The 15,658-nt window shown below is 71.2% G+C and carries 16 protein-coding genes and 1 tRNA gene; 13 read left to right on the forward strand and 4 right to left on the reverse strand.

Features of this window, described 5'->3' with window-relative positions:
- The first annotated feature begins 80 nt into the window (after positions 1–80).
- Both JNB61_RS16435 and ispD read left to right on the forward strand, forming a co-directional pair.
- On the forward strand, positions 81–563 hold the full coding sequence (locus JNB61_RS16435) for a CarD family transcriptional regulator (protein WP_045298114.1): 483 nt from the start codon (positions 81–83) through the stop codon (positions 561–563).
- A 105-nt stretch (positions 564–668) separates the two neighbouring features.
- Positions 669–1,871, forward strand: a complete 1,203-nt coding sequence (gene ispD / locus JNB61_RS16440) for a 2-C-methyl-D-erythritol 4-phosphate cytidylyltransferase (protein WP_220340344.1) — start codon at positions 669–671, stop codon at positions 1,869–1,871.
- A gap of 57 nt (positions 1,872–1,928) precedes the next feature.
- Here the strand turns inward: ispD and JNB61_RS16445 are convergent, their stop codons facing one another.
- Entirely contained in the window at positions 1,929–2,396 is a 468-nt protein-coding gene (locus tag JNB61_RS16445) for a GNAT family N-acetyltransferase (protein ID WP_220340345.1), read from the reverse strand.
- 59 nt (positions 2,397–2,455) lie between these two features.
- Entirely contained in the window at positions 2,456–3,385 is a 930-nt protein-coding gene (locus tag JNB61_RS16450) for a DMT family transporter (protein WP_308291283.1), read from the reverse strand.
- Positions 3,386–3,476: 91 nt separating this feature from the next.
- On the opposite strand from JNB61_RS16450, the gene cysS reads away from it, so the two are divergent.
- The 3 genes from cysS to JNB61_RS16465 all read left to right on the forward strand — a co-directional run bounded on the left by cysS (position 3,477) and on the right by JNB61_RS16465 (position 6,678).
- The gene (cysS, locus tag JNB61_RS16455) at positions 3,477–4,922 is read left to right on the forward strand and encodes a cysteine--tRNA ligase (protein ID WP_220340347.1); all 1,446 of its coding nucleotides are present in this window, start codon (positions 3,477–3,479) and stop codon (positions 4,920–4,922) included.
- A 29-nt stretch (positions 4,923–4,951) separates the two neighbouring features.
- Positions 4,952–5,944: a 23S rRNA (guanosine(2251)-2'-O)-methyltransferase RlmB gene (rlmB, locus tag JNB61_RS16460; protein WP_159842767.1), complete on the forward strand. Its 993-nt coding sequence runs from the start codon at positions 4,952–4,954 to the stop codon at positions 5,942–5,944.
- 92 nt (positions 5,945–6,036) lie between these two features.
- Positions 6,037–6,678, forward strand: a complete 642-nt coding sequence (locus JNB61_RS16465; RefSeq protein WP_159842769.1) for an NAD(P)-dependent oxidoreductase — start codon at positions 6,037–6,039, stop codon at positions 6,676–6,678.
- A gap of 9 nt (positions 6,679–6,687) precedes the next feature.
- Here the strand turns inward: JNB61_RS16465 and JNB61_RS16470 are convergent, their stop codons facing one another.
- Positions 6,688–7,998, reverse strand: coding sequence for a DUF4032 domain-containing protein (locus JNB61_RS16470; RefSeq protein ID WP_220340348.1), 1,311 nt, complete (start codon positions 7,996–7,998; stop codon positions 6,688–6,690).
- Between the two features lie 73 nt (positions 7,999–8,071).
- Positions 8,072–9,175 carry an ABC transporter ATP-binding protein gene (locus JNB61_RS16475; protein ID WP_159842773.1) on the reverse strand — a complete coding sequence of 368 codons (1,104 nt, stop codon included), beginning with the start codon at positions 9,173–9,175 and terminating at the stop codon, positions 8,072–8,074.
- A 224-nt stretch (positions 9,176–9,399) separates the two neighbouring features.
- Between JNB61_RS16475 and JNB61_RS16480 the strand changes: the two genes are divergently transcribed.
- The 8 genes from JNB61_RS16480 (at position 9,400) to uraH (ending at position 15,658) form a co-directional block, all read left to right on the forward strand.
- Positions 9,400–10,341 (forward strand): DsbA family protein, encoded by a 942-nt coding sequence (locus JNB61_RS16480; protein WP_220340349.1) that lies wholly within the window; start codon positions 9,400–9,402, stop codon positions 10,339–10,341.
- Positions 10,342–10,379: 38 nt separating this feature from the next.
- Positions 10,380–10,455, forward strand: a tRNA-Thr gene (locus JNB61_RS16485).
- Between the two features lie 74 nt (positions 10,456–10,529).
- Entirely contained in the window at positions 10,530–11,477 is a 948-nt protein-coding gene (locus JNB61_RS16490) for a DMT family transporter (RefSeq protein WP_220340350.1), read from the forward strand.
- 143 nt (positions 11,478–11,620) lie between these two features.
- Positions 11,621–12,886: a DUF6986 family protein gene (locus tag JNB61_RS16495; RefSeq protein WP_223214918.1), complete on the forward strand. Its 1,266-nt coding sequence runs from the start codon at positions 11,621–11,623 to the stop codon at positions 12,884–12,886.
- Positions 12,883–13,695, forward strand: coding sequence for a bifunctional allantoicase/(S)-ureidoglycine aminohydrolase (locus JNB61_RS16500; protein ID WP_220289622.1), 813 nt, complete (start codon positions 12,883–12,885; stop codon positions 13,693–13,695). The genes JNB61_RS16495 and JNB61_RS16500 overlap by 4 nt, the downstream gene beginning before the upstream one ends.
- 160 nt (positions 13,696–13,855) lie before the next feature.
- Positions 13,856–14,716 (forward strand): HpcH/HpaI aldolase/citrate lyase family protein, encoded by an 861-nt coding sequence (locus JNB61_RS16505; protein WP_159848369.1) that lies wholly within the window; start codon positions 13,856–13,858, stop codon positions 14,714–14,716.
- 41 nt (positions 14,717–14,757) lie between these two features.
- Positions 14,758–15,246 carry a thioredoxin-dependent thiol peroxidase gene (bcp, locus tag JNB61_RS16510; RefSeq protein ID WP_220340352.1) on the forward strand — a complete coding sequence of 163 codons (489 nt, stop codon included), beginning with the start codon at positions 14,758–14,760 and terminating at the stop codon, positions 15,244–15,246.
- 85 nt (positions 15,247–15,331) lie between these two features.
- Positions 15,332–15,658, forward strand: coding sequence for a hydroxyisourate hydrolase (gene uraH, locus JNB61_RS16515; protein WP_220340353.1), 327 nt, complete (start codon positions 15,332–15,334; stop codon positions 15,656–15,658).

The following is a 15,658-nucleotide window of genomic DNA, read 5'->3' on the forward strand; positions in this document are numbered from 1 at the left end:
CACCGCCCTGGCCCGAGGGCGGAGAACCTTAGCGTATTTCGCCTGTGGTATCCTGGAGGTTGCCGAAAGGACATAACTCCATGCTTTTTGAGGTTGGCGAGACGGTCGTCTACCCCCACCACGGGGCGGCAACGATCATCGAGGTCAAAGACCGGATCATCAAGGGCGAGACGAAGAAGTACCTGAAGCTGAACGTCACGCAGGGTGATCTCATCATCGAAGTCCCCGCAGAGAACGTCGACCTGGTCGGCGTACGAGACGTCATCGGCAAGGAGGGCCTCGACAAGGTCTTCGAGGTGCTGCGCGCTCCCTTCACAGAGGAGCCGACCAACTGGTCGCGCCGCTACAAGGCGAACCTCGAGAAGCTCGCCTCCGGTGACGTCATCAAGGTCAGCGAGGTCGTGCGCGACCTCTGGCGCCGCGATCAGGACCGCGGTCTGTCGGCCGGAGAGAAGCGCATGCTCGCCAAGGCGAAGCAGATTCTGATCTCCGAGCTCGCCCTGGCCGAGAAGACCGACGAGGAGAAGGCGAGCGTCCTTCTCGACGAGGTCCTCGCGAGCTGAGACTCCCGGAACGGCGCCCCACGGGGCGCCGTTCTGCTGTGCGCGCCGTGTTCTCCAGGACCGGCCGCGCACGGCACCGCCCGGCGATCGCGATAGCGTGAACGGGTGAGCATCACTCCCGTGCCGCGCGTCGGCGTCATCGTCGTGGCCGCCGGGTCGGGCACCCGCCTGGGCGCGGGAGCGCCGAAGGCCTTCGTCGGCATCGACGGCCGCAGCATCCTGCGCCACGTCCTCGAGGGCGTGTTCGCCGCCCCGCTCGCGCAGGTCGTGATCGTCGCTCCGGCAGGGCGCGAGGGCGACGCGTTGAGCGAGGCGCTCGCCACCGCAGGAGATCGCCGAGACCTCGTATCGGTCGTCGCGGGCGGCGACACACGCCAGGGCTCGGTGGCGGCGGGGCTCGCCGCCCTCTGGGCGGACGTCGAGGTCGTGCTCGTGCACGACGCGGCGCGCGCCCTCACGCCCGCCGAGGTGTTCGAACGCGTCATCGCCGCCGTCGACGGCGGTGCGGCCGGCGCCATTCCGGTGCTTCCCGTGATCGACACGATCAAGCGCGTCGCGGGCGACGAGATCGTCGCCGCCGTCGACCGTGCGGAACTGGCCGCCGCACAGACGCCCCAGGGCTTCCGGCGAGACGTGCTCGACGAGGCATATGACGCCGCCGTCGCAGACTTCACCGACGACGCCGCCCTGGTCGCCGATGCCGGGCATGCGGTAGCGGCCGTCCCGGGGCATCCGCTCGCCTTCAAGATCACCACCGCCGCGGACCTCGATCGGGCCCGCCACCTGATCACCGAGCCCGCCCCCCATGGCTCCGCGCACCTCGGCAGCGTGCCGGCGGTGCCGAGGGTCGGTGTCGGCACCGATGTGCACGCGTTCGGTGGCGAGGGCACGCTATGGCTTGCGGGGCTGGAGTGGCCCGGCGAGGCGGCGCTGTCGGGACACTCCGACGGGGATGCCGTCGCCCACGCGATCGTCGACGCGCTGCTCGCGGCCGCGGGACTCGGCGACATCGGCACGCATTTCGGCACCGATCACCCCGAGTACGCCGGGGCCCATGCCGGCGCATTCCTCACGCGCACGCTCGGCCTGCTCGGCGAAGCGGGCTGGCGGGTCGGCAACGTCTCGGTGCAGGTGCAGGCGAACCGTCCGCGGTTCTCTGCTCGACGGATCGAGGCCGAGCGGGCCCTCTCGGCCGCGCTCGGCGGTGCGCCGGTGTCGGTGTCGGCGACGACCACGGACGGCCTCGGGTTCACCGGGCAGGGGGAGGGCGTCTCGGCGTTCGCCGTCGCACTCGTCGTGCCTGCCTGACGCCGGCAGCACCTTCCACACCCGCGCTTCAGCCCGGTCGGGGGCGCGCGTCGGAGGTCAGAGGGTGCGCGTCATGAAGACCGAGAACGGGTCGAGCTCGTAGTCCCCGAACGGGCCGCAGACCACGAATCCCTCGCTCTCGTACAGGCGCTGCGCCGGGACGAAGTCCTCGGTGGTGCCGGTCTCGAGCCACAGGCTCGACATGCCGCGCCGTCGCGCGTCCTCGACGATGTGGCGCAGCAGCGCGCGCCCGACGCCGGCGCCGCGGAACCGGTCGTCCGCGCGCATCGACTTGATCTCGCCGCGGTCGGCGTCGAGCGCTTTCAGCGCCCCCACGCCCGCCAGCTCGCCGTCGATCCAGGCCGTCCAGACCGACAGGGACGGATGCTGCAGGGCATCGATGTCGAGGGCATGCACGCTCTCGGGGGGCGACGTGTCGTGCATCCCCGCGAGGTGCCGCGCGATGAGGCGCCGGGTGGCTTCGCCGGTCAGGTCGTCGGGGCGGATCTGGATGGTGCGCTGCATGTCGCGCCCAGTGTGCCATGTGCCGGTTTCGGCGGTGTTTCCGGCGGTCGGGCGTGGCTTCACGCCTCGACGGCGTAAGGAGCGGGGTCGCGTGGCGTGCGGGACCCCCACGCGAGGAGCGCAAGGCCGGCGGCGAGCACGACGAGTCCGACGATCGCGAGCACCGACAGCCGCTCGCCGAGCACCACGATGCCGAGCACGCTCGCGGTCAGCGGCTCGCCGAGGGTGAGCGTCGCGGCGGTGGCAGCGGTGAGCCCGCTGAGTCCCCACGTGAACAGCACGTAGGCGATCGAGATCGTCGCGAGGCCCAGCCACAGCGCCATCACCACGCCCGACGTCGCTCCCAGCCACCCCAGGTCGACGAAGGGGAGCGCGAACGCGCAGATGACCGCGGAGCTCGCGCCCATGGCGCCGACGACGGTGAAGGGGTCCCAGCCGTCGTCGAGGAGACGTCGCTGCGCATTGGCGATCACGGCGAACGACGCACCGGCGCCGACCGACCCCGCGAGTCCCAGCGGATCCGCCCCGCCGCCCGTGCCCGCCTCCCCGCCGAAGCCGAGCAGCACGACGCCGATCGTCGCGAGGGCGGTCGCGGCCATCCAGGTCGGTGTCGGCATCCGTCTTGTGAGCGCCCACTCCAGCAGGCCCGCGAGGATCGGGGCCGAGCCGAGGGCGACCACCGTGCCCACCGCGACCCCGCTGCGCGCCGTGCCGAGGAAGAACAGCGGCTGGTACAGCGCGAGACAGGCGCCCGTCAGCACCATGAGCAGGACCGGCCTCGGGCCCCACCGCGGGCGCGCCGTGCCCCCGCCCTGGCGGCGGGCGTGGCGGGCGGCGAGCGAGAATGCGATGAGCGCGAGCCCGGTGCCGCCGATCACCATGCGCATGACGCCGATCGACAGGGGCGTCGTGCCTTCCGGGCCCAGCGCCTGCGAGGTGCCGGTCGTGCCGAACAGCAGCGCGGCGGCGAGAACGGCGAGCACATGCACCACCCGTTTATATCGGAATCGGCGCTCTCCGCCGGCATGCCTGGGTCGGTCTCTCAGGGGTCGTCGCGGCACCCGCCGGTAGGCTGGTGCGGTGACGGTTCAGCTGTACGACACCAAGGCGCAGGCCCTGCGCGATTTCGTGCCCCTCGACCCCGGAAACGTCACGATCTACGTGTGCGGGCCGACCGTCCAGTCGGGCCCGCACATCGGGCACCTGCGGGGAGCGCTGAGCTTCGACATCCTTCGCCGCTGGCTCACCCATCGCTTCGGCCGCGTCACCTTCGTGCGCAACGTCACCGACATCGACGACAAGGTGCTCGCCAACGCGACCGACGGCGAGCCCTGGTGGGCGCTCGCGTATCGCATGGAGCTCGAGTTCACCCGCGCCTACTCCGCGATCGGGATCCTCCCGCCGACGTACGAGCCGCGCGCGACAGCGTCGATCCCGCAGATGCAGGAGATCATTCAGCGGCTGATCGACGCGGGACACGCGTATCCCGCGGCGGAGGGGACGGATGCGGCGGGCGACGTCTACTTCGACGTCCGGTCATGGGCGGACTACGGGTCACTCACGAATCAGTCGATCGACGCGATGGAGCCGGCCGCCGACGCCGACCCGCGCGGCAAGCGCGACCCCCGCGACTTCGCGCTCTGGAAGGGCACCAAGCCCGAAGAGCCGGCATCCGCCACGTGGACGTCGCCGTGGGGCGATGGCCGGCCCGGGTGGCACATCGAGTGCTCCGCGATGGCGCGCCGCTATCTCGGCGCCGAGTTCGACATCCACGGCGGCGGGCTCGACCTGCGCTTCCCCCACCACGAGAACGAGCTCGCGCAGTCCACGGCGGCCGGCGACGGCTTCGCGCGGTACTGGGTGCACAACGGCCTCGTGACGGTCGGCGCGCAGAAGATGTCGAAGTCGCTGTTCAACTTCGTGCTCGCGGAGGACCTCCTGCGCGAGCGCGACCCGCTCGTCGTGCGCTACGCGCTCGCCGCGGCTCACTACCGGTCCAGCCTCGACATCAGTCCATCGACGTTCGACGAGGCCGAGGCGGCGCTCGAGCGCATCCGCACCTTCCTCGAGCGCGCGATCCGCACGTTGCGAGGCCCGGAGGACGTGACGGTGGATGCCGCGGTCCCGGCCGCGTTCGCCGCGGCCCTGGACGACGATCTCGGCGTGCCGCAGGCGCTCGCGGTGCTGCACGAGACCGTGCGCGACGGCAACACGGCTCTCGACGCGGGCGACCGTGACGGCGCGCTGCGCGCATTCGCCGACGTCGCGGTGATGGCGGGCGTGCTCGGCATCGACCCCCTCGATCCGCACTGGCGCTCCACGGTCGCCTCGGCCGAGGCATCCGCTCTCGATGCACTGGTGCAGACCATGATCGCCCAGCGCGCCGACGCGCGCGCTGCCAAGGACTGGGCGGCCGCCGACCGCATCCGCGACGCGATCGCGGCGGCCGGCATCGCCCTCGAAGACGGTCCCGACGGGACGCACTGGAGTGTCGCCGACGCTCCTCGCCCGGCGGAGAGCAACTGACGGGCCGCGGCCCGCATGAAGGAGAACTGATGGCAAAGCCAGGACGCCCCGGCGCCAGCAAGAGCAGCAAGAAGGGCCCCACGAAGGGTACCGGCGGCAAGAACAAGCGGTCCCTGGAGGGCCGCGGGCCGACTCCCAAGGCGGAGGACCGCGCGTGGCACCCCGCCGGGAAGCGCAAGGCCGCCGCTGAGCGGTACGCGGCGGCCGGCGGCAAGGGCAAGCCCGGGCAGTCGGCGCCGCGCGCGTCGCGCCCCGCGAAGAAGGACGACGACACCGAGACGGTCACCGGCCGCAATTCCGTGCTCGAGGCGCTGCGGGCAAAGATCCCCGCGACAGCGTTCTACATCGCCCAGCGGGTCGAGATGGACGACCGGGTCAAGGAGATGCTGGCGATCGCGACGCACCGTGACATCCCGGTGCTCGAGGTGACGCGTCCTGAGCTCGACCGCATGGCGGGCTTCGACGGGGTGCATCAGGGCGTCGCGCTCAAGGTGCCGCCGTACGAGTACGGCCACCCGCAGGACCTGCTCGAGCAGGTCATCGACTCGGGGCAGACCCCGCTGTTCGTCGCGCTCGACGGCATCACCGACCCGCGCAACCTCGGTGCGATCCTCCGCTCGACCGCCGCCTTCGGCGGCCAGGCGGTCATCGTGCCGCAGCGCCGCTCGGCCAGCGTCAACTCGGCCGCGTGGAAGACGAGCGCGGGCGCGGCGGCCCGCGTGCCGGTCGCGCTCGCGTCGAACCTCACGGCCATGCTCAAGGACTTCAAGAAGCAGGGCGTGTTCGTGCTCGGCCTCGACGGCGGCGGAGAGGTCTCCCTCCCGGAGCTTCAGCTCGCCGACCGTCCCGTCGTGATCGTGGTGGGCTCCGAGGGCAAGGGGCTCTCGCGCCTGGTGACCGAGACCTGCGATCAGATCGTGTCGATCCCGATCTCGTCGGCCACGGAGTCCCTCAACGCCGGGATCGCGGCATCCGTCGCTCTGTATCAGGTCTCGACGCTCCGCAACTCGGCACCCGCCTGAGTGCGTGCCGGGCGGAAAGACTCCGCCCGCAACGCACGTTCCCTCCTGCAGAGCCGGCACGAGCCGGCGAACCACCCGTCGAAAGGCAGCACATGGCACGCATCGCCGTCATCGGAGGCTCGGGTTACGCCGGGCGTCACATCGTCGCCGAGGCGGTGAGCCGCGGTCACAGCGTCCTGTCGATCGCGCGCCGCATCCCGGCCGAGCGCCACGAGGGGGCCATCTACATCGAGGGGTCGCTGACCGACGTCCCCGACCTGCTCGCGCAGATCCAGGGCGTCGACGTCGTCGTCTCGGCGGTCGCACCGCGCGGCGAGATGCAGGGCCTCGTGCGTCCGAACATCGCTGCGCTCGCCTCCCTCCTTCCCGAGGGCGTCCGACTGGGCGTGATCGGAGGCGCCGGCGGCAGCCTCGTCACCGAGGGCGGCGAGCGCGTCGTCGATCTGCCCTCCTTCTCCGAGGACTACAAGGCCGAGGCTCTCGAGGCGATCGGGGTCCTCGAGGACCTCAAGGAGGCGCCGGAGTCGCTGGACTGGTTCTACATCCACCCGGCGGGCGGCTTCGGCGCGTACAACCCGGGGGAGCGCACCGGCGAGTACCGCACCGGGGGAGACGTGATCGTCACCGACGCGGAGGGCGAGTCGTACATCTCCGGCGAGGACCTCGCCGTGGCGATCGTCGACGAGATCGAGAACCCGAAGCACCCCCGCAAGCGGTTCACCGTCGGGTACTGACCGCCGCGGTCAGACCAGGTCGCGCCAGTCGATGTCGTCCTCCTCGTCGTCCTCGATCACGGGGTTGGACGACGTGATGATGGAGAGCGACACCGTCTCTGTGGGCGGACCCATGAGGGTCGCCTCGTCACGGCGGTGGCGGAGCACGTTGTCGATGTAGCTCGTCAGCGCCTCGGCGAGGGGCACCGACTTGCCCTTGGCCTGCGAGAGGTACCAGCGGTGCTCGAGCAGCTGGTGGAAGACCTCGGCGGGCTCGAGCTTGGAGCGCAGGTCCCACGGGATCGCCTTGACGACGGGCTCGAACACGCGGGTGAGCCACTCGTGGGCGACCATCTCCTCGTCGTCGCCCAGGCGCGAGATGCGCACGCGGAACTCGTCGAGGTCGTTGAGCAGGCGCCGTGCCTGGTTCTCCTCGACATCCAGGCCTGTGAGCCGCAGGAGGCGCCGCTGGTGGTGGCCGGCGTCGACGACCTTCGGCTGGATCGACACGCGCGTGCCGTCGGCGGTGGCCTGGATGGACATCTCGCCGATGTCGAAACCGAGGTCGTTGAGCCGCTGCACGCGCTCGGTGAGCCGGTACGCCTCGTCGGCGCGGAACGTCTCCTCATCGGTGAGCGCGGCCCACAGCGAGTGGTACGACGACACGATGCCGTCGGCGATGGCGATCGCGTCGACGCCTCCCTCGAGGCGGCCGCCGGCCTCGAGGTCCATGATCTCGCCGGCGATGTTGGTGCGGGCCACGTCGAGGTCGTGCGCCCGCTGGCCCGGCGTCAGGCCGGCCTCGTGCAGCTCGCCGGTCTCGGCGTCGACGAGGTAGGCGGCGAAGGCGCCGGCATCGCGACGGAACAGCGTGTTCGACAGTGACACGTCGCCCCAGAAGAACCCCACGTTGTGCAGGCGCACGAGCAGCAGCGCGAGCGCGTCCACGAGGCGGGTGGCCGTGTCGGGGCGCAGCACCTGCGTGAACAGGGCGCGGTAGGGGAGGGAGAACTTCAGGTGCGCCGTCACCAGAGCTGCCGGAAGCGGTTCGCCCGCGGCATCCGTCCTCCCGGCGATCACGGCGACGCGCTCGACGCAGGGCACATCCAGGCGGGCGAGGTTGCCGAGCATGTCGTACTCGCGCTGCGCCATCGCCTGGGTCGTCTCTTTGATGGCGACCACACGGCCCGAGAGGTTGGCGAACCGCACCAGATGGCGCGAGATGCCCTTCGGGAGGAACACGATGTGGCTCGACGGCCATTCGCCGAGGGGGGTCGACCAGGGCAGCGTGAGCAGTCCCGGGTCCACACTCGAGGCGGTGATGCTCAGGGCGTCAGGCACATACCCTCCTGGAAAAGTGCGACGGCGCGGGGGGATATGCTCCCACCCGCGCCGTCGCGAGACGAATCAGCGATTACGCCGCCGCGATCGCCTTGTCGGTGAGGCGCTCGCCCGACTCGATGTCGAACACGTGGACGTGTCCGGGGACGGGGGCCAGCGTGACCTTGTCGCCCGCGATCGGGTGACGGCGGCCGTCGACGCGCGCGACGATGTCGGTGCGCTTTCCGGCGACGTCGGCGTGACCGTACAGGTAGCCGTCGGCGCCGAGCTCCTCGACGAGGTCGACCGTGACCGTGAGGCCCTTGCCGTCCTCGGGGGCGACCTGGATGTCTTCCGGACGCACGCCGATGGTGACCTCCGAGCCGTGCGCCTTGCCCAGCGTGTCGGCCTCGACGCCCACGACCTTGTCGCCGAACTGCACGCCGCCCTCGGCGATGTGCGCCGGGAACAGGTTCATGGCCGGCGAGCCGATGAAGCCGGCGACGAAGACGTTGTTCGGCTTCTCGTACAGGTCGCGGGGGGTGCCCACCTGCTGGAGGAGGCCGTCCTTGAGCACGGCGATGCGGTCACCCATGGTGAGGGCCTCGGTCTGGTCGTGCGTCACGTAGACCGTGGTGACGCCGAGGCGGCGCTGCAGCGACGCGATCTGCGTACGGGTCTGGACGCGCAGCTTCGCGTCGAGGTTCGACAGCGGCTCGTCCATGAGGAAGACCTGGGGCTGGCGGACGATCGCGCGGCCCATCGCGACGCGCTGACGCTGACCACCCGAGAGGGCCTTCGGCTTGCGCGTGAGGTACTGCTCGAGGTCGAGGAGCTTGGCGGCCTCGAGGACGCGCGCGGCGCGCTCCTCCTTGCCGACGCCGGCGATCTTGAGCGCGAAGCCCATGTTCTCGGCGACCGTCATGTGCGGGTACAGCGCGTAGTTCTGGAAGACCATCGCGATGTCGCGGTCCTTCGGGGGGACGTCGGTGACGTCACGGTCGCCGATGAGGATGCGGCCCGAGTTGACCTCTTCGAGGCCGGCCAGCATGCGCAGCGACGTGGACTTTCCACAACCCGACGGGCCGACGAGAACGAGGAACTCCCCGTCACCGACCTCGAGGTTGAGCTTGTCCACAGCGGGGCGAGTGCCCCCGGGGTACAGACGAGTTGCGTTGTCAAACGTGACGGACGCCATGTTCTCTTCTCCTTCACCGGCAGGTACGTGCCGGACGATCCGTAGTGAGGAATGAGCGGGGGCTTACCCGCACGCCCGCCATCGGGCGCAAGCAACAGTATGACACGGCGCGTGCGGAGGTTGCGTCTGGGCATTTCCCAGGGTGGCTGACTAGCATCGTGGACGGCCGCTTTCCCCGTCTGGCCCCGCCGGATCACCGGCCCGCTTTCGCCCCGAGAGGTTCCATGTCGAGCGACGAGTCACAGAACGCCGCGCCCAGCGAGCGCCGCGACGCCGTGCGCGAGAAGGCGCAGCAGGTGAAGGCGCGCCAGTCCCGGGCCCGCTTGATCCGACGGACGTCGCTCGTCGCCGTCGCCGTCGCGTTCGTGGCCGTCATCGCCGTCGTGGTGACCTGGACCGTCTCGTCGAGCGCCTCGAAGCCGACCATGAGCCCCGCGAAGGGCGTGGACGGCGGCTTCGTCGTGACCGACGTGACCGGATTGGGCGTCGCCGCCGACTCCGGCGCCGGCGGCCTCGTCGAGGGCGAGGCGTCGACGACCCCCGAGACCGAGCCGACCCCCACCGCGACGCCGACCGAGGCGCCGGCGGTCGACATCCGGGTGTACGTGGACTACCTCTCGACGGGTTCGCGCGAGTTCCAGCTCGCCAACATGAAGCAGCTGTCGGAGTGGGTCGACGACGGTGCCGCGACGCTGACGTACTACCCGGTGGCCATGCTCACGGCGAAGTCGAACGGCACGAAGTACTCGCTGCGCGCCGCGGGCGCCGCGGCCTGCGTCGCCCAGCACGCGCCGGACTACTTCTTCGCGTTCAACGACGCTCTCCTCCGTCAACAGCCGGAGGTCGACTCCGACGGCCTGACCGACGCTGAGCTGGCGGACCTCGCCCAGGCGACGGGACTGGACGGCCCGAAGGTCGTGCGCGCGTGCATCGAGGACCAGTCCTACGCGTCGTGGGCGAAGTCGGCGACCGAGCAGGCGCTCAAGGAGCTGCCGGGCACGGACGGCGCCGCCCTCACCGGAACCCCGATGGTGCTGGTCAACGGCACCCAGTACGTCGGCAAGCTCGGCGACCCCAAGGAGTTCGCGCAGTTCGTGCTCACGATCGCGAGCGACGCGTACTACAAGGCGACGCCGACGCCGACGCCGACGCCGACCGCCCCCTGACGGGGTCCGCGCGCGGGCGCCGCTAGACTGGGCGCTCTGCCGACTTGGCGCAATTGGTAGCGCACCGTACTTGTAATACGGGGGTTACGGGTTCAAGTCCCGTAGTCGGCTCCAGTTTTCCAGGACTCGTCGCCACCGGATCGCTCCACGCGGTCGGCTCCAGCCCTGGGCAGGAGAGGATGGACCGGGTGACCGCACGCCGCCTGCCCGTCTGGATCGGTCTCGGCGGCGCCGCCCTCATCGGTGTCCTCACCGCCGTGCAGGCGCGCATCAACGGCCAGCTCGGCGTCCGGATCGGCGACGGGTTCGCCGCCGCCGTGATCTCTTTCGGCTCGGGGCTGCTCGTCCTCGTCGTGCTCTCGGCTCTGCTGCCGGGAGGGCGCCGCGGATTCGGCGCTCTGGTCCGCGGGCTCCGCACCGGCAGCATCCCGATCTGGATGGTGTGCGGCGGTGTCGCCGGCGCGCTCTCGGTCGCGACCCAGTCGCTGGCGGTCGGCATCATCGGCGTCGCGTTGTTCACGGTGGGCGTGGTCGCCGGCCAGACGGTGAGCGGCCTGCTGCTGGACCGCGCAGGGATCGGCCCGGCGGGCATCGTCGCGGTGACCCCGGCACGCCTCGTCGGGGGAGCGCTCGCGGTGCTCGCCGCGGGGGTGTCGCTGGCCGGCGGCGTGCACGCGCCACCGGTTCTCCTCGTGCTGCCGTTCCTCGTGGGCGCGGGGATCGCGTGGCAGTCGGCGGTCAACGGCAGGCTGCGTCAGCGCGTCGGCACACCGCTGACGGCGACCCTGGTCAACTTCATCGGCGGCACGGCGGTGCTCGGGCTGGCCGAGCTCATCCACACTGCGATCGCCGGGCCCCCGGCCTCGTTCCCGTCGGACCCGTGGCTGTACCTCGGCGGCGTGATCGGGGTGGCCTACATCTTCCTCGCGGCGGCTCTCGTGCCCTTGACCGGGGTGCTGCTGCTCGGCCTCGGCACGGTCGTGGGCCAGGTGATCACGTCGGTGCTGATCGACGCGATCTGGCCGACTTCCGCAGCGCCGACGCTCGGTGCCTCGCTCCTCATGTCGACGCTCGCGATCCTGTCGGTGGTCGTCGCGGCCGTGCCATGGGGAAGGATGCGGCGGCGCGACCGCTGAGCCGGGCCACGCCGGTCCGCCCCCCGCGTCGCACCGCGGGGTGGCATGCTGAGACCGTGCCGAAGGGGTCGCCGCCGCACCGCAGCCTCCCGTCAGGCGCCGACGGCGCCCGACCGCACCGACGCGCTGCGACCGGACAGACGTTGACGCCGGAAGACCTCGCGCGCATCGATCGGCTCCTCGCACCCACCGACCGGCTGCTCGCGCACGGCTACCCGGGCGATGACGGCACCCGGCAGCCCGTGCATACCGTGTACGTGCCCGCCGACCGCTACACCCCGGCGCTCCCGCGCGAGTGGGGCGCTGCGGCGCTGGAAGCCGTCGCCCGGCAGGGCGGCATGGAGACCGTCGTCCGCGAGCTGGATGTGCCCGAGGACCTCGCCGATGACGTCGCCGCCCTCGTCGCGGCGAAGCTCACGTCGGAGCCGGTCGAAGACCTCCGCCTCGACCTGGAGGACGGCTATGGCGACCGCGGCGACGAGACGGAGGATGCCGACGTGCGCCGGGCGGCGGAACTGCTGCTGGACGCCCTCGCCGATGGCGAGGCGACGCCGTTCTTCGGCGTTCGCATCAAGGGGCTGGAGCGCCCGACGCGGGGACGCGGCATCCGTTCGCTCGATCTCTTCCTGGCGACCCTGCTCGACGGCGGCGACCTGCCCGGCGGTCTCAGACTGACTTTGCCGAAGGTGACCACCGTCGCGCAGGTCGAGGCCATGGCAGCGCTCTGCGACCGCCTCGAGGAGCACCTCCGGCTCGCGGCCGGGCGGCTGCGGTTCGAGCTGCAGGTCGAGACGCCGCAGATCGTGCTCGGCGCCGACGGGACCTCGCCGCTGGCGAGGGCGATCCACGGCGCCGACGGCCGGGTGAGCGCGCTGCACTACGGCACCTATGACTACAGCGCCGCGCTCGGCATCGCGCCGGCGTATCAGGCGCTGGATCACCCGGCCGCCGACCACGCCAAGAACGTGATGCAGGTCGCGGCGGCGCAGACCGGTGTGCGGCTGTCGGACGGGTCGACGAACGTGCTCCCCGTCGGCGACGCGGACGCCGTGCGCGCGGCATGGCGTCTCAGTGCGGGGCTCACGCGCCGCTCGCTCGAGCGCGGCTTCTCCCAGGGCTGGGACCTGCACCCGGCGCAGCTCGTGCCGCGCTTCGTCGCGAACGTGCGGTTCTACCGCGAGGGGTTCGCACCCGCTGCCGCACGCCTGCGCGCCTACGTCGGCGGCACCGAAGGAGGCGCGGTCCTCGACGAGCCTGCGACCGCCCGTGCGCTCGCGGCCTTCCTGGCCCGCGGCGTCGCCTGCGGCGCGATCACCGAGGCGGAGCTCGCGGATGCCGCAGGGCTCGACCGCGCGGCGGTCGCCGCGCTTGCTCATCCGACGCACGCGATCACCGAGGAGCACGCATGAGCTACTACTCGCCGCAGGGCGGACTGCCACCGCAGACCGCGCTGCTCACCGACCGTGCTGTCGTGAAGCAGGCGTATACGTTCATCCCGAAACGCGTGCTGCGCGACATCGTGACGAGCAATCTCCCCGGCTTCGAGAACACGCGGTCCTGGATCATCGCGCGCCCGATCGCGGGATCGGCGACGACGTTCGCGCAGCTGATCGTCGAGATCGCGCCGGGCGGCGGAGCCGAGACGCCCGAACCCGAGAGCGGCGTCGAGGGCGTCGTCTTCGTGACGGCCGGCGCGCTCACGGTCACACTGGAGGGCGAGCGGCACGTGCTCGAGGCGGGTGGCTATGCGTTCCTCGCGCCGGATGCCGAATGGTCGCTCGCCAACGAGGGCGATGAGCCGACCAGCTTCCACTGGATCCGCAAGGCGTACGAGCGGGTCGAGGGCGTGCCGGTGCCGACGTCGTTCGTCACGCGCGACCAGGACGTCGAACCGAGCGCCATGCCCGACACCGACGGCGCATGGGCCACCACCCGTTTCGTCGACCCGGACGACCTCGCGCACGACATGCACGTCAACATCGCCACGTTCCGGCCCGGCGGGTCGATCCCGTTCGCCGAGACGCATGTCATGGAGCACGGGCTCTACGTGCTGCAGGGCAAGGCCGTGTACCGGCTCAACGACGACTGGGTCGAGTGCGAGGCGGGCGACTACATGCTGCTCAGGGCCTTCTGCCCGCAGGCCTGCTACGCCGGCGGCCCCGAGCCTTTCCGGTACCTGCTGTACAAGGACGTCAACCGCCAGATCCGCCTCACCTGACACGGCGCGGAGGCATCTCCCGGGAGAAGGTGGTGGAATGGATGTCGGCGTGTCCGGCCGCCCCGCGGGGCCCGCTGACGCGTGACGATACGGAGGAAAGAGTGAGATGTCGGCGGATCCCTATGGCAGCAGTGCGGAAGTCCTCGACGCGGAGGACGACCTGCGGTCGCTGATCGCCACGCGTCCCGCGCGCCACCGCGCGGTGGACCCGTCGATCGCCCGCTCGTGGCTGCTCGTTCCGGGAACCCGCCCGGAGTCGTTCGACGACATGGCGGCCTCCCGTGCCGACGCGGTCGTGCTCGACATCGAGGATGCCGTCGACCCGAGCAACAAGCCGCAGGCCCGGCAGGATGTCGCCGACTGGCTCCGCGCCGGCGGCCGGGCGTGGGTCCGCATCAACGATGCGCTGAGCCCGTTCTGGTCCGATGATCTCGCCGCCCTCGCCGGCATCCCGTCGCTCGAGGGCATCATGCTCGCCAAGACCGAGTCCCCCGATCAGGTGACGAGCTCGTTCGATCGGCTCGGCGGGAACGTGCCCGTGGTGGCGCTCGTCGAGTCGGCGCTCGGCATGGAGGACGCCGCCCATATCGCGCGCGCCCGGGGCGCGTTCCGCCTCGCGTTCGGCAGCGGCGACTTCCGCCGCGACACGGGCATGAGCGCGGACGCCGAGGCGATGGCCTACCCGCGCGCCCGACTCGTCGTCGCGAGCCGCGTGGGCAACCTGCCCGGCCCGATCGACGGCCCGACCGTGGGCAACAGCATGCCGACGCTGCGGGAGCACTCCGCCATCACGGTGTCGATGGGCATGACCGGGAAGCTGTGCCTCGCGGCCGAGCAGGCGCCGGTCATCAACGAGGTCATCTGCCCCACGCCGAGCGAGGTGCTGTGGGCGCTGGACTTCCTCGCCGACTTCGAGGGCCGCGGTCGCGTGATCCGAGACGGCAGCGACTTGCCGCGACTCGGTCGTGCGCAGAAGATCGAGAAGCTGGCTCTCGCGTTCGGGGTGCACCCGACCTCGTGACCCGCACCGCCTGGGGACCACCGATCGAAGGGACGCACGACATGGCAGACGAGACTCGGCTGAACGGCACCCCCCTGCAGGCGGGCGACGCGAACCCCGGTTTCGCCCTCCCCGACTCCACCGGCATGGTCGTACGGCCCGAGGACTTCGCCGGCCGCCGCCTGGTCGTGTACTTCTACCCGGCCGCGTTCACGCCGGGTTGCACCACCGAGGCCTGCGACTTCCGCGACAACCTCGCGTCGCTGCAGGCGGCCGGAGTCGCCGTGGTGGGCGTCTCGCCCGACTCGGTCGAGCGCCTCGCGGAATGGGCCGAGGCAGAGCAGCTGCAGTTCCCGCTCCTCTCGGACGAGGATCATTCCGTCGCCGAGGCATGGGGCGCGTGGGGCACGAAGATCGTGAACGGCGAGGAGCGCGTGGGCCTCATCCGATCGACCTTCGTGCTGGATGCCGACGGCACGGTGGAGTCCGCCGAGTACCGGGTCGACCCCCACGGTCACGTCGATCGCCTCCGCGCCCAGCTGGCGGCCTGAGCCCAGCCCATACTGAGGAGATCCCGGTCGTGGCGGAGCTGCTGCGGCGGATCGCCCTCCTCCCATCGGAAGGGACCATCGGTTCATGAGCCAGATCACGACGCACGTGCTGGATGCTGCGGTCGGAGGCCCTGCGCGTGGCGTCGGCGTAGCGCTGACCGCGGCCGGCGGCGCCGAGATCGCGTCCGGGGTCACCGACGAGGCGGGCCGGATCTCCGACCTCGGCCCGGACCGACTCGAGGAGGGGGAGTACCGGCTCACGTTCGCGACAGGGAAGTACTTCGCGCGGACGGGGCGAGCCACCTTCTACCCCGTGGTCTCGATCGACTTCTCGGTCGCCGACGACGGGCAGCACTACCACGTGCCCCTGCTGCTCAGCCCGTTCGCGTACTCGACCTATCGGGGGAACTGA

It is taken from the genome of Microbacterium ureisolvens (genome assembly GCF_019511645.1).
In the GTDB taxonomy this organism is placed as follows: Bacteria; Actinomycetota; Actinomycetes; order Actinomycetales; family Microbacteriaceae; genus Microbacterium; species Microbacterium ureisolvens_A.

Coding starts and splice junctions, on each gene's coding strand:
- JNB61_RS16445 (WP_220340345.1), bottom strand. CDS start 2,396: ATGCAGCGCACCATCCAGATCCGCCCCGACGACCTGACCGGCGAAGCC.
- JNB61_RS16435 (WP_045298114.1), top strand. CDS start 81: ATGCTTTTTGAGGTTGGCGAGACGGTCGTCTACCCCCACCACGGGGCG.
- JNB61_RS16500 (WP_220289622.1), top strand. CDS start 12,883: ATGAGCTACTACTCGCCGCAGGGCGGACTGCCACCGCAGACCGCGCTG.
- rlmB (WP_159842767.1), top strand. CDS start 4,952: ATGGCAAAGCCAGGACGCCCCGGCGCCAGCAAGAGCAGCAAGAAGGGC.
- JNB61_RS16480 (WP_220340349.1), top strand. CDS start 9,400: ATGTCGAGCGACGAGTCACAGAACGCCGCGCCCAGCGAGCGCCGCGAC.
- uraH (WP_220340353.1), top strand. CDS start 15,332: ATGAGCCAGATCACGACGCACGTGCTGGATGCTGCGGTCGGAGGCCCT.
- JNB61_RS16465 (WP_159842769.1), top strand. CDS start 6,037: ATGGCACGCATCGCCGTCATCGGAGGCTCGGGTTACGCCGGGCGTCAC.
- JNB61_RS16475 (WP_159842773.1), bottom strand. CDS start 9,175: ATGGCGTCCGTCACGTTTGACAACGCAACTCGTCTGTACCCCGGGGGC.
- bcp (WP_220340352.1), top strand. CDS start 14,758: ATGGCAGACGAGACTCGGCTGAACGGCACCCCCCTGCAGGCGGGCGAC.